Annotated in this window: 10 protein-coding genes; 6 read left to right on the plus strand and 4 right to left on the minus strand. The window is 51.3% G+C overall.

Features of this window, described 5'->3' with window-relative positions; genetic code table 11:
• Window positions 1–154 precede the first annotated feature (154 nt).
• Both EPA93_RS12240 and EPA93_RS12245 read right to left on the minus strand, forming a co-directional pair.
• Window positions 155–1,408 (minus strand): cytochrome P450, encoded by a 1,254-nt coding sequence (locus tag EPA93_RS12240; protein WP_129887795.1) that lies wholly within the window; start codon window positions 1,406–1,408, stop codon window positions 155–157.
• A 362-nt stretch (window positions 1,409–1,770) separates the two neighbouring features.
• The gene (locus EPA93_RS12245; RefSeq protein WP_129887797.1) at window positions 1,771–2,640 is read right to left on the minus strand and encodes a phosphotransferase; all 870 of its coding nucleotides are present in this window, start codon (window positions 2,638–2,640) and stop codon (window positions 1,771–1,773) included.
• A 207-nt stretch (window positions 2,641–2,847) separates the two neighbouring features.
• Between EPA93_RS12245 and EPA93_RS12250 the strand changes: the two genes are divergently transcribed.
• Both EPA93_RS12250 and EPA93_RS12255 read left to right on the plus strand, forming a co-directional pair.
• Complete coding sequence (locus EPA93_RS12250; protein ID WP_129887799.1) at window positions 2,848–3,219, plus strand: hypothetical protein; 372 nt, start codon at window positions 2,848–2,850, stop codon at window positions 3,217–3,219.
• 182 nt (window positions 3,220–3,401) lie between these two features.
• The gene (locus EPA93_RS12255; protein WP_129887800.1) at window positions 3,402–4,124 is read left to right on the plus strand and encodes a hypothetical protein; all 723 of its coding nucleotides are present in this window, start codon (window positions 3,402–3,404) and stop codon (window positions 4,122–4,124) included.
• A 138-nt stretch (window positions 4,125–4,262) separates the two neighbouring features.
• On the opposite strand, the gene EPA93_RS12260 is transcribed toward EPA93_RS12255, so the two are convergent.
• Window positions 4,263–5,618, minus strand: a complete 1,356-nt coding sequence (locus tag EPA93_RS12260) for an ABC transporter substrate-binding protein (RefSeq protein WP_165423044.1) — start codon at window positions 5,616–5,618, stop codon at window positions 4,263–4,265.
• 257 nt (window positions 5,619–5,875) lie between these two features.
• Window positions 5,876–6,937: a LacI family DNA-binding transcriptional regulator gene (locus tag EPA93_RS12265; RefSeq protein WP_129887802.1), complete on the minus strand. Its 1,062-nt coding sequence runs from the start codon at window positions 6,935–6,937 to the stop codon at window positions 5,876–5,878.
• A 263-nt stretch (window positions 6,938–7,200) separates the two neighbouring features.
• Here EPA93_RS12265 and EPA93_RS12270 point away from each other — a divergent pair, with 263 nt between their 5' ends.
• The 4 genes from EPA93_RS12270 (at window position 7,201) to EPA93_RS12285 (ending at window position 12,705) form a co-directional block, all read left to right on the plus strand.
• Window positions 7,201–7,626, plus strand: a complete 426-nt coding sequence (locus EPA93_RS12270; RefSeq protein ID WP_129887803.1) for a MarR family winged helix-turn-helix transcriptional regulator — start codon at window positions 7,201–7,203, stop codon at window positions 7,624–7,626.
• Between the two features lie 101 nt (window positions 7,627–7,727).
• A complete protein-coding gene (locus tag EPA93_RS12275) occupies window positions 7,728–8,285 on the plus strand; it encodes a DinB family protein (protein ID WP_129887804.1) in 558 nt (185 codons plus the stop codon).
• Window positions 8,286–8,465: 180 nt separating this feature from the next.
• Window positions 8,466–11,639, plus strand: a complete 3,174-nt coding sequence (locus EPA93_RS12280; RefSeq protein ID WP_129887805.1) for a winged helix-turn-helix domain-containing protein — start codon at window positions 8,466–8,468, stop codon at window positions 11,637–11,639.
• A gap of 232 nt (window positions 11,640–11,871) precedes the next feature.
• Window positions 11,872–12,705 (plus strand): alpha/beta hydrolase, encoded by an 834-nt coding sequence (locus EPA93_RS12285; protein WP_165423045.1) that lies wholly within the window; start codon window positions 11,872–11,874, stop codon window positions 12,703–12,705.
• Window positions 12,706–12,878 lie beyond the last annotated feature (173 nt).

The raw sequence follows: 12,878 nt of genomic DNA on the forward strand, positions 1-12,878 counted from the left end.
TCTTGCTATCATAACATGGGTTTGTGTGCTACAGCAAGTAAGGAGATAGGCGAAACATTTCGAGGCCTGTTTCGGAAGTTTAGAGGTAGAAGAGAGAACACGAGAACGGGCTAGCAAGAGTAATTCCTGCTTGCCCGCTCATCGCAGCATATGGCTAGTCGATGGCAAGGATAAACTTGCGCAATTCGTAGCTGTTGATAAAATCGTTCCAGCTCAGGTCTGGCTGGCGCTCAATCCGCAAACCTTCGAGGGCCAGTAGATTATACAACAGGATATCTGTCTCCTGAATCGCGATAAAGGAGCCCGGGCAGCGGTGATGGCCATCCCCAAAGCTCATCAGCTCGTTGGGGATACGATCTCCCTTCAGCTCACGTTCGGGGCAAAGCGTTCGGGACTGCTCCCCGAGCACGCGCTCATCCTGGTTGGTGCTGTATACGGCAATATCAATCTTTGCGCCCTGCGGAATAACGTAGGTCTCATTGCCGCTGCTAAGTTTGATTTCGCTTGTGGCGCTGCGATAGAGATGGCTCACCACAGGTTCGAGGCGCAGGATTTCATGCAGAATCGTATAACGTTCCTTTTCGGATGCGCTGAGATAACGAGCTCGTAATTCTGGCCGCTCCATAAGATGCCAGGTCGCCACGCTTATAAACTCGCGTGTAGTTACCATGCCGGCAGCTGCATACGTCACGCACTCGGTGAGAATCTCCCGGTTGTTATAGTTCTGTGAAACCAGGTAAGAGATAACATCTTCTTTGAGCTGACGCTGGCGTGCGCGAATGGCTGGCTTGACATCCAGATAGAAAAAGGATAGCGTTTTACGCTGGTTCGCGAGCATGCGCAAGGTGCGCCAGAACTTTGGGCCAGAAGTCTGGCCCTGACCGTGGAAAAAAGCTTCGAGGCGGCTGTCCATGCCCGGTAAGATGCTATCTGTCAGCCCGACAACCTCGCCGGCGACACGCACGGCAAGCTTGCGGCTGAAATTGCTGAGGTCAAAACGCCGTTGCTGACGAGCCTCCTTGAGCATGCTGGCAACCAGGCGTTCCATCAGTGGCCTGTAGTTGTCGCTGACGACTTTGGGGGCAAAGAAGCGCGCTGTCTGCTTGCGTTGCTGCTGGTGCTCCTTGCCTTCTAAGTAGAGAATAGGTGTGTTGGTGATGCCTGGAACGCGACTAATGAGGTTAGCGCCAAAGCCTGCCTGCGCGGTTTCAGAGCTGCGTAGGATAGCTCTTGCTTCCTCAAAGCCATGAATGTGCCAGCGTTCTCCATTGTGCTCAATAGGCTTGCCTGGCTGATCTTTCGGACGAGCTGTCTTTTGTTGCGAGGAAACTGAATGCTCAAAAGGACAGCCCGAAGTACTTTCAACTCCTTGAGAATGAGTGTGCGGCTGTTCCTGGCGCACGGACATAAAAATCTCCTTACTATGGTAGGACGCTGGAAGCTATGGCAGACGTAGCTTGAGATCTTCCATTGTGTTATCTTCTATCATCTAGCGATCCCTGCTCACTACAAAATGTTTTCTACATTGTTCCAATTACGGCTATAATATACTCTGTACCTTATGATATAAGGTATATCATATTGTCAATAAAAGTCAAGGGTAACAGGCTTGCGACCGGCGATTTTAGCACCTGTAGCGAAGCATAGGCTTTCTTGTCTAATTATGCGTTCTTGAGCTTCTATGAACGTGAATTGTAGATTTCTGTATTTCTACTTTTCTAGAAAGCTTTCATAGAAGCCTTTTAGCGGGATGGCAGAACAGCCGGAATCTCAGGCTAAATTGAGACGGTAAGTGATCTCCTGAAGCAGCATTTGCCCTCTTTTGATGTAGTGTTCGCCCGTGCTTTGATCATGATAACACAGCGACCAGTCAATTTGGCGAAGAATCATGTGAGCCAGATAGATGCTCAGAAGCTTGAGCGAGGCTTGTGATAGAGCATAATCCCAAAGCTGCTTGCGCACCTTAAGATTGTCGTAAGCGTAAAATAGCAGGGTAGCGATATCAAAAATGCAGTCTCCAGCGCCGAAGCTATCCCAATCCACTACTCCGCTGATCTGCTCATCTTGAACGAGAATGTTAGCGTGTTGGAAGTCCCCATGGACAATATCGTTGCTACTATGGGGCTCATCACGATATGCCGTTACCAGGGATTGCAATGTCCGGAGGATATCAACGGTGACTTGTGAATGCTGCTGCAAGGAGGTGTGAATGCAGTAGCCATCGCCTCCCAGAAGTACAGTCTTGACTACTTCCTGGTGCCAGTCAGTGCGCCCGGAAATGGCCCGGCCAAGCTGAAGCCTATTGAGCTCAAATAAACGAGGCAATAGTGCGGGCGTCATTGTTTGTATGGGAGAACCGGGGAGGACGTCCTGGATGCTATAAATGCCTTCTGGAAGCCCTCCAATGAAGAGATAGTGTGAGGCTGGATAATCCAGGCTGCGCAAGAGCTCTGTAACTGTTTTGGCTTTTTGCATCCATGACAGGTTCTTTGCGCCTGGGGCCCATTTGAGAACATATTTTTTGCCTGTTTGATCAGTGATGGTATATGCTCCCTGTTCACCAACAGGGAATTTTTCGAATGATGTAAAGCTTGTCTGATGCAGAGCATTCAAGCGCTGAAGTAGCTCTGTTAGCTTCATGATATGCTTCCTTTCTTAGCTGACTTGCTCAAGTATATTATCATATCTTATGTTTAAGTCTCGCTGCCTCCTTTTGCAGCTTCTAGGGAAGTTCTATATAGTTGCGCTTGCTGGGTATTAGATGCTGCGCTATGCTTCTAGTGTTAGCCGGTGCTCTGCTGAGGCTGGTAGACACTGTTATTGTCGATGTGAAAGGAGCGCATTAAGATGGCTGAACAACAAGATGTGAGTGAGCAGAATCTGGGCATGGCCAGCCGCGTTGGTCCTGTAGAGGTCGACTGGCCGCGGACCATTGGATATTATGGCGGCATAGGTCTGGCCTGGGCCTTTGAACTGCTCGAACCTCCCTTGCTGATTTTTATTGCCGCCGTTCCATTGCTTAAAATGCTGAATCATCCCAATGCGCCGAAGGCAACGCGCTTCGTTGGGCAGATATTGGAAGGGGCGGCCAAGCCGGTTGGGGGCAGTGCTGAATCTACTATTCAACTTGCCGATAAGAGAGGGCCTGTTGCTCTCCAACCTACGATCTTAGGGGAGGCCCGTCAACTGGCCCGGCAGGCCAGGAAAAAGCAACAATAGCTCCTGGCCCTGGTTCTTAAGAAGGTCTTCCATACGTTCTCTAAAATAGATGCGCTAGCATCGCTCAAAGATGCTAGAATGGCAAAGCTTTATTGGCTTTGACGCACCTGTAGGATAGCAGGCCTAAGCGTATTGGCGCGTTGGAGCTGGATAAACTATTCTCACTTATGGAAGGTATTTCTATGTCGCTTGACCTCTCGCCAGCCTACTTTGATCTTCAACTGCATTTTGCCGCCTCTGTTGCCCAGGTCAGCCACTTCAGCTTTGAGGAGGCCATCTTTCATTTTACTAATATCTATCTGCAATGCCTTAACCGCTCATTTGAGCCTACCCATGCAAACTGGCAGGCCTATTTGGCGGGATTACAACAGGCGCCCAATCCTGCTCAGTATACGTTTGCCTTCTATGAGAAGCATAGACAAGCTACCTCTTCCTCTCCCTATGGTTGCTTTCAATACATCTATCTCCCCGCTGAACAGGCAATCCGTTTCCATTTCACGCCAGCAGATGGCTCAGGGTATGGCCCGTTAAGTCGGGAACGAAGAACAGCCAGATTGCTGGAACTCAAAAGCATGTTTACCCACATTAAGCAGCAGCGGCCAGAGGCACAACGCGTTCGAGGTTGTTCATGGCTCTACAATCTTGAGGCCTACAAACGGCTCTTTCCTCCGCAGTATACGGATTCAATGGTAAGCGTGGATGAAGAGTTTCAGTTTCTTTCGCTCTGGGGCCAGTTTCTGCAGCGTGATGGACAGGTACGCTCCGCCCTGGCCCAGAAATTTCTTGCAGCCTGTTGCCGAGAACTAACGCTGGAAGGTCTCCTTAACTGTTTTCCCTATCGCGTTCTGGCTCCCACTTGCGCGATCTCTGCGTTTTATGAATTCTATGCGGGCCTTTCTCTTTAAAAGAGGCTACTGCTCATGCTGGCTTGAATAAATCAGGGAGCACAGAGGGATGTTGATCCTCTGCTCAGGCATAAGGCTGCCTGATTTGCTCCCCGGCATGCTCTTTGAGCTCTAAGCCTATGGCATAGATTGATTAGATCAGGAGGCGAGAGCTTTTTTAAGCTCGGTCTCAAGGCTGCTCAGAGCAGTATCGACACTTATCTGTTTCTTGAGCGCCTGATGGATATAGCGCTGAAGGATATCTGAGATATCGCTATATTTGGGGGAGACCGGCCGCGGCAGACCATTCTTGAGAATAGGCCCTAACTTGCCAAACAGCGGTTGCTTCGCCAGCACGTCGTTATCTGTGTAAATGCTTTGCAGGGTGGGCGTAAAAGTTCCCTTGATCGCCAGTTGTTTTTGGGCATCATCCTGGAGCATGTAATGGATGAACTCCCAGCAAGCATCGGCTTTTTTGGAGAAGGCGTTGATCGCCAGATTCCAGCCGCCAATCGCCGAATGCCCAACCGTGCCGCTGCCGCCATAGGGCATAGCGGAAATGTCAAACTTGCCAACGATCTGCGATTGCTTAGGATCGCTGCTAAGCGCGTAGGCGTATGGCCAGTTGCGCATAAGGGCTGCGTTGCCATTCTGCCAGACCTGGCGGGCAGGATCTTCTTGATAAGTGGTTACCGCTTCAGGTGAGATCGTGCCTACCCAGCTTACCATACGGGTGAGGGCCTGCCTGGCTTCGGGACTATTAATTGTCACTTTGCTTGGATCATTAGGATCTAGAATGGTTCCGTTATAACCATAGAGCACCTCGACAAAATCGCAGACCAGGCCCTCGTATTGCGCGCCTTGCCAGACATAGCCATATTTGATTTTAGAGGGAGCGGTCGCAGTCGCCAGGCTGTTAAGCTCATCCCAGGTCTTTGGAGGATTTGGTAGCAGGTCTTTACGATAGTAGAGCAGGCCTAGATCCGTGCGCAAAGGAGCCGCCCAGAGCTGATTCTGGTAGGTACAACCTTTGATAGGGCCAGGCAGAAATTTAGCGCGCTCGGCCGCTGGCCACTGCGTATCGCTTATGGCGACGGTCCATTGGCTGGCGGCAAATTGAGCAGGATAGATAATATCGATGGAGAGAACATCAACGCTTGCGTTACGTGCGCGTAACATGTTTGTGTATTGCGTGAGCAAATCATCGGTCTTAGCTGGACCTGATTGATAGGTTACATGAAGGCCTTTTTGTTGACCGATTGTCTTGTTGAAAGTATCGACAAGCATTTGATAGGTACCGCTCTGATCCTGTTCGCTGATCCAAATGAGATTGGTGGCTGCACCATTGCCGCCACTACTGTTGCTGTTGCCTCCACAAGCTTCCAACAGGGAGACGGCCGCACCACTGCTTAAGCCGATAGCCAGAGTGCGCTCAAGAAAGCTGCGCCTGCTCAAGCGGCCGTTGCGTATACGAGTGATGGCTTCATCAAGGGCTGAGAACTGTTCGGGTATCATGGTGTCCTCCATTATAAAATAGCCTGATAAGCGATGCCAAAGAGCTGCCAAACTTTAAAATGTCCGAGGCTTCATCTCCTACAAAAAGTATGAAGAGTAATAAGGATATTAAAAAATAAATGAGCAAAAAGTGCGTGTTTGGTTGCGCAGAACAGGCGTTGTTCTACAACTGTGGGCCATACAAAATGAAAACACGTCGTCCTATCATCATCCTTCGCAAAGAACGATGCTAAAAATAGTAGCGAGATCCTGGAAAGCTAGGCTGAATCTCGTATAATCAAATCAGGCTCTAAGAGAAATTGCTGGGGACCCAGCCGGGTAGCATGCGGATAGATCGCTTCCTGTATGTTTAGCTCCTCCTGTTTCAGGATACTCACCAGTAATTCCAGCAAGAGTTTGGATAACTCTTCCAGGGGTGGATGGATAGTTGTCAATGAAGGTTGAATATAGGCTGCAAAGGGAAGGTCATCAAAGCTGGCTAGGGCGATCTGGCCAGCTCCTTTCCCAACAGCACGGCCCTGCATGCGCAAAGCTGATAGGACGTACATAGCGAGCCGATCATTGCTCGTGACAATGGCTGTCGGTATACTTTCAGCTGAAAGCCCAAAAAGGCTTTCCAGGGCCTGAGTAGTCTCTTGCTGAGAGTGCAGACCCATAATAATTAGGCGAGGATCTTCACTAAGGTTGTGTGCTTGTAGGGCTTCAAGATAGCCGTCCCGGCGATAATAAATATAGGAAGCATCAAGTAGATCGCTGAGATAGGCTATGCGCCGATGCCCTTGCCCATATAAGTAATCTACAATCTTGCGTATAGCCATTTTGCCATCGACATCTACAAACGGATAGGTAAGATCGTTTTCAGCGCGCAAGCGCCCGAAGGCCACAAAGGGCATATCCATGCTTTGCAGCAGAGCTATACGCTGATCCTGCGGTTGAATGCTTGCCAGGATGATACCGTCGACGCGGCTGGTTCTTGCCAGCTGCTGATAGGTCTTCGTGGCATCCGCTTGTAAGTAGGGTAAGGTTACTAATAAACTGAGGTTGTGCTGAAAACAATCGAAGGCCAGGGTGCCAATAAATTGCTTAAAGAAGAGATTAGCTTCTTCGGCTGGCGGTAATCCAGGTGCAAGGGCAATACTATCGGTCCGCTTTGTCCGCAAGTTGCGCGCTGCTGCGTTTGGCTGATAGTCAAGCTCTTTGGCAATGCTTATAATTCTTTGACGGGTTTTCTCGCCCACATCGCTATGCCCATTCAAGGCTCGTGAGACTGTGGTTATCGAGACGCCTGCAGCTTTTGCTACATCATGGATTGTATGCATTGCTCTACGACTCCAAATAAGAAGAGAGTTGTTTGCCTGGCAAGTAACCAAAACGTTTTGGTTACAAGATAAGTATAAAGCCAAAACGTTTTGGTTGTCAATAGAATTTTATAATCCCGGTCTCACCTGGATACGAATAAATCATTTGCGGCGAGCAGGGCATAAGATCTTCATCCTCTTTTGGCTGATTGCCAGCCCTTGACAAGCTCCATGCGAAGATATATATTGTTGGCATACAAACTTATTGATAGAGGACATCCTTGATGAATTGTCCTGAAATGCCAGCTTTACTTGTGATTAAATTGGCTCATTCCATAGCTCTTGATATGGAGCGGCGCTTAAAAAATTACGGGGTAACAATGCCCCAATGGACCTTGCTTAAGCAACTCTGGCAGCAGGAAGGGCGATCTCAGGTGGAGTTGCAAGAACTGCTCGGCCTGGATAAGGCCACAATCACAGGATTGGTTCAACGCATGAGCCAGATGGAGCTTATTCAACGTCGCACCGATCCCCTGGACAAGCGGGTGCAACGGGTGTTTCTCACCGCTCAGGGACGCGCGCTTGAGCAGATTACTACTGCCCTTGTAGAGGAAGTGAATGCTCACGCCTTAGCCGATTTTTCCGCTGATGAACGGGACTTTTTTCTTCGACTGCTCGCACGAGCTTTCTATAATAGTGCAGAGAGGTGAGGTTGGAGAGCCCTTTTTTGTCAATTGATAAGTTTGTGTGCAAACTATGGCAAGCATGAGGATATCATACTAAATTTGCCTGGCTAAGAAAGGATAAGGCTATGAACTTTGATCTTGCCGCTGTGTTCGCTGGTCGGGCCCAACTTTCAGATCTGACCTCTGATCTCAAGCACGCTGATTTGCGGCGCATAACTGATGAATTCTTTGATACTATTAACTCTATCCTCGCTGCGGCAACTGATGCGGCAGTAAGCTTTGTGCCGCGCGATCCTGCGGCTAGTGACCAGAGCGGGCAGGGCTGGACCCTCAGCCATATTGTTGCTCATCTGACGGCGACGCTTGAGGAATCGGCGGCGATTGCGGCTATGGTTGCGCGCGGCGTGCAGTTTGAGGGCCGCTTGCGCTATGAGACGCCCTGGCAGGAGATATCTACTCTTCAGCTCTTGCAGGCTCGTCTTCGCGAGAGTCGTCGCATGTGCTGCGCATTTCTTGAGGCTTGGCCCGACAATCCCCATCTGGATGTCACGAGAACGATGATTCCTCAACTGGGTCCAATAAATGCAGTAGGTTGTCAGGTGCTGGGGTTGGCACATAGTCAGGCGCATCTCGATCAGCTTCGTGATACACTTTGCCAATATCTGAGCTCCGTCGATGCTTAGAGGTGCTCAGGATGAGCAAGTAACTATTTGCAGACCAGAGCTTATTCTCCGACCTGGCAGCTGTGGGCTTGAAAGAAGATAGGGCGGAAGCGAGTAAAATTCCCTAACATATGCTATAGTGTTAGGGAATTTTAGATCCGTTAAGTGGCAAGATAATTATAAAGATGAGAAGTATGATGCATGGCTCGATCAACACCTGTTATACGCGATAATATGCTCCTGATTGCTTATGCTGACCAAACGCTTTCTCTTGTTGCTGGCTCGGAAAGCTGGTTTGCCTGGCTCCAGAAAGAGACTACTACAATCTTTGCCTTCCAGGGGCTCGCTAGCTCTTACACTGCACGTAAAGAACGCGCAGGGAATCAGCGTGGTGGCGAATATTGGAAAGCTTATCGCAGTTATCAAGGCAAGCTCTATCGAGCCTATCTGGGCAAAGCGCGGGATCTTACGCTTGCCCGGCTCCACGAAGTAGCCCTTGTCCTGGAGCGGCGTATCCAGGGAAGCGAGCAGAGCAAAGCCGATAATTTTAAGGTCATTCCTCACAGCAATTCCTTGACCTCTGAAAATGAAGCTGTGATGCCACTGCTCGAAACCAGGCTACATCCTCCTCGGCTGCCGGCCCAGCTGGTGAAGCGCTCACGCTTGCTTAGGTTGCTAGAGGCGGGACAGGAGCAGAAATTGACGCTTTTGCAGGCCTCGGCCGGCTGTGGCAAGACCACCCTGGTTACCCAGTGGATTGCCTATCGCCATTCGCAGGCAGTAATGGCTGAACATAGCCCCGAACCCGTGGCCTGGCTCTCGCTTGAGCGGGGCGATAATGATCCGCTACGTTTCTGGTCCTCTCTGATCAAAGCCTGTCAGTCCTTTCAAGCCGAGATCGGTAAGAAGGCTCTTGCTCAGCTCTTCCAACTGGCCCGTTTGGCGCTCTCGCCGTCCGCGCTGGAAACAGTGCTTACTCTCTTGCTCAACGATCTCATGCGAAATGTTCAGGCTGGTGTTCTGGTCCTTGAAGATTATCATCTCATCGAGCATTTCTGTATCCACGAGACGTTGACCTTTTTTATCGAGCATCTGCCAGACTCTCTCCATATCCTTATCCTGACGCGCAGTGAGCCGCCTTTGCCTCTGGCACGCTGGCGAGCTCGTGGTGATCTGCTGGAAATTTTCGGTAGCCATTTGCGCTTCTCTCACGCGGAAACTGCCAGCTTTCTGAGCCAGCTCCTCCCTGCAACTGCCTCGGATAAAGCCGTTAGCCAGCTTGAGGTCCATCTAGATGGCTGGGCTGCCGGACTGCGCCTATTTGTGCTTAGCTTACAGGGTCAGGTGGCTCCATTGGCAGTTGAGGATGCTCTTGCCCGCTTGCAGCTCGGTTCGCTCACCACTCGCACGCAGCGGGCAATTCAGGAGTATTTCTTGAGCGAGGTGCTGAGCGCCCAGCCGGAGCCGTTGCAGCTCTTCTTGCTTCAGACCAGCCTGCTCAGTCGGCTGACGGGCTCTCTCTGTGCGGCTGTGACTGGCAGGCAGGAGAGCGCTATGTGGTTGGAAGTAGTTGAGCGCTCGGGCTTCTTCCTGGAAGCATTGGATAGTGCCGGTGAATGGTATCGCTACCATGCGCTCTTTGCCGAAATTATGCAAGCGGAGGCACTTCGGCGCCTGGGAGAAGAAGAACTGCAAGGTCTGCAGGCAAAGGCTGCACGCTGGTATGAAGAGCATAATATGCTGGTGGAAGCTATCGAGGCTATATTGGCGGCTGGTGCGTTCGAGCATGCGGCCCAGCTTATTGAACGCCTCCATGAGCGTTCCTATTTTTCCGAGTCCCATACTGTACGGCGCTGGTTGCCACAACTGCCAACAGCTCTGCTACGTGCACATCCCGCACTCTGTTTTCGTTATGCCCAGGCGCGCCTTTTTCCTGAAGAGATGAGCGATATGTCCTTAGAACTTGCGTGTGTCAAGGATCTTTTGCAGATGGCTGAGGAGGGATGGCGACGTCAGGAAAAGCTTTACCATGTCGGGATGCTCTATGCTTTACGCGCTACCTATGCCTTCCTTAATGGCGATACAACTACAGGGATCCCCTATGCGCACCAGGCGCTTCAACTCTTTCCCCTGACAGTAGAGCTACCTAGCAGCTATTTTTATGCGCGCCACGATTGGCGCTGTATCTGTCTATGCGCGCTGGCTGTAGAGGCCATGCAGGCGGGTTCTTTCGAGGAGGCATATCAGCATTTGCTTGAGGCCTACACTTTTAGCTTGCAGAGAGGAGATGGCGCACTAAGGCCGGCTATTGGCAGAATGCTTGGCGATGTTTGCCTTGAATTGGGTGAGCTCCATCGCGCCGGCGAGTACTTTCAACAGGCGATAGATATGGCCCGTGAATTTGAGGGTGGAGAAGGAGTTCCTTATGTGGCCTCTCTCAGCGGGCTGGCCCACCTCTCTTATGAGTGGAACCAGCTTGAAAAAATGGAACAGCAGCTCCATGAGATCGCCCCTTCTAGCGAAAGAGGCTTATTTCTGCGTTGGGGAGAGGAGATACGCACGAAGAGCGAGCTTTTACGGCTGAAGCTGTTGCGCGCGCGTGAAGAAGGTGCATTAGTTAAGCAAGAGCTTGAAGCCCTCCTGGTGCGTTTACAGGCCAGCCCGCTGACATCTTTACTCATACCGGAGGTTCTTATGTATCTTGCACGCAGCCAGATCAAAGATGGGGATCTGACTGCGGCCTCGCGCACTCTGGCTTCGCTGGCTGATCTGGGAGATAATCTGACTCTTCTCCAGCAGCAGGACTTAGAGCTGCTACATGCACGTTTGCGGCTGGCACAGGGACAGGCTAAGGGCGCTCTTCCTATACTTGCGCGACTCCTTAGCACTGCTCGACAAGGTAAGCAGCACAGGCGTGCACTAGAAGGCCAGCTACTCATTGCGCTGGCATATTCCTCTCTTCAGCAGAAGAATCAAGCCCAGCAGTATCTCTCAGCAGCCCTTGTTCAGGCGAGAGCCGAGGGCTTTGTGCGCCTCTTCCTGGATGAAGGGGAACCGATGCGCGCTCTTCTGCGCTCGCTTTTGCCTGCGCTGGCCGAGCGACCTTTGCGGGCTTATGTGCGCAGCCTGCTTCAAGCCTTTGCTAGCGCTTTAGCAGGTAAAACAGCTGCTCATGGACAGGATGAGCAGCTTACCGCCCAGGAGATGCGCGTGCTCGCTTTACTGGTGGCCGGGCGCAGCAAGGCTGAAATTGCCGAGTCTCTGATTATCTCTGTCAATACTGTCAAAGGCCACGTCAAAAATCTCTATCGCAAGCTCGCTGTGACCAATCGCCTGGAAGCTGGTGAGGTTGCGCGCCATCTCAAACTGCTTTAGCCCTGATCCTTGCAAAGAACCACCCGCCTTATAACCCTGATGGGGCGTGCGCTCCTGCCCCTTTTCTCTCTATACTCATGGCAGAAGCGAGGGCAAGAATAGCTCGCTGCTATCTCGCGCTAGACTATGAAGCTTGTCGAGCGAGCTTGCGGCTGGCAGGCAGCAAATATTACCGCAACCCCCACTATATCTTCTTTTATGAAGAATGAAGATTTCTAGAAAAGAGGCTTTGATGAAAAATACAACTCATACAGAGACTTTCCTTGTCTGGCCCGCTGGTGTTCCCGGCGGTATCAGCCAGGGGCGAACTGAGCAGGAAACCATTTTCCCTCCTTTGCACATTCCGACACCAACTCGCTTGATACGCAATGTTGTAGAGCCAACTCTACAGGCCTACTTGCCCGATCCTTCGAGGGCCAACGGAACCGCTGTTGTTGTCTGCCCCGGAGGCTGCTTCTCTTTCCTCTCCATTGAAGTTGAGGGAGAGGAGGTAGCGCGCTGGCTCAATGAGCGCGGTGTGGCCGCCTTTGTCCTCAAATATCGCCTGGCGCCAACTCCCGAGCGCGATGAAGATTTTATGGCGCAATTTATGCATATAGTACATGATGTCGCAGGCATGCAAGCGCAGGCACCTGTAGGGATTAGCGATGGTCAACAGGCCCTTAAGCTGGTGCGCCAACGCGCCTCTGAATGGGGCGTTGATCCTGAAAGGATCGGTGTCCTTGGCTTCTCGGCAGGTGGCGCAATCGCTCTGGCGGCAGCTACGCAATATACGGCCGAGAGCCGGCCGGCTTTCGCGGCTCCAATCTATGGTCCGGTCTGGCAAGAGCTCAAGGTCCCACAGGATGCGCCGCCGTTGTTTATCGCGCTTGCCGATGATGACCCGTCGATTGCAGATGGCAATATGCCCCTGTATAACGCCTGGAAAGCCTCTGGGCATCCCGTGGAACTTCACATCTATGCTAAAGGCGGCCATGGCTTTGGCATGACAAAACAGGGCTTGCCGAGCGATCGCTGGATTGAGCAATTCGCTGACTGGCTTGTTTCTCAAGGCTTCCTGGAGTAAGGAGAAACTCCATTTCATCTGGGATGAGCGTGAGCAAGCCAATGCAGCCAGGTGCGCTCGTCCCTTTGGAACAAGCAGGCAGCCTTTACACAAAGCAAGCAATTGCTCTTGTGGCTAAAGCCTTGCGATCAGCCTTTGCCTTGCAGTCGGCTCTCTACTGAGAGTTTGTAAGA

It is taken from the genome of Ktedonosporobacter rubrisoli, from assembly GCF_004208415.1.
GTDB classification, from domain to species: Bacteria; Chloroflexota; Ktedonobacteria; order Ktedonobacterales; family Ktedonobacteraceae; genus Ktedonosporobacter; species Ktedonosporobacter rubrisoli.

Bases quoted from the DNA above. Each gene is read 5' to 3' on its own strand.
- EPA93_RS12275 (WP_129887804.1), top strand. From the start codon at position 7,728: ATGAACTTTGATCTTGCCGCTGTGTTCGCTGGTCGGGCCCAACTTTCA.
- EPA93_RS12245 (WP_129887797.1), bottom strand. From the start codon at position 2,640: ATGAAGCTAACAGAGCTACTTCAGCGCTTGAATGCTCTGCATCAGACA.
- EPA93_RS12270 (WP_129887803.1), top strand. From the start codon at position 7,201: ATGAATTGTCCTGAAATGCCAGCTTTACTTGTGATTAAATTGGCTCAT.
- EPA93_RS12250 (WP_129887799.1), top strand. From the start codon at position 2,848: ATGGCTGAACAACAAGATGTGAGTGAGCAGAATCTGGGCATGGCCAGC.
- EPA93_RS12240 (WP_129887795.1), bottom strand. From the start codon at position 1,408: ATGTCCGTGCGCCAGGAACAGCCGCACACTCATTCTCAAGGAGTTGAA.
- EPA93_RS12285 (WP_165423045.1), top strand. From the start codon at position 11,872: ATGAAAAATACAACTCATACAGAGACTTTCCTTGTCTGGCCCGCTGGT.
- EPA93_RS12280 (WP_129887805.1), top strand. From the start codon at position 8,466: ATGGCTCGATCAACACCTGTTATACGCGATAATATGCTCCTGATTGCT.
- EPA93_RS12265 (WP_129887802.1), bottom strand. From the start codon at position 6,937: ATGCATACAATCCATGATGTAGCAAAAGCTGCAGGCGTCTCGATAACC.
- EPA93_RS12260 (WP_165423044.1), bottom strand. From the start codon at position 5,618: ATGATACCCGAACAGTTCTCAGCCCTTGATGAAGCCATCACTCGTATA.
- EPA93_RS12255 (WP_129887800.1), top strand. From the start codon at position 3,402: ATGTCGCTTGACCTCTCGCCAGCCTACTTTGATCTTCAACTGCATTTT.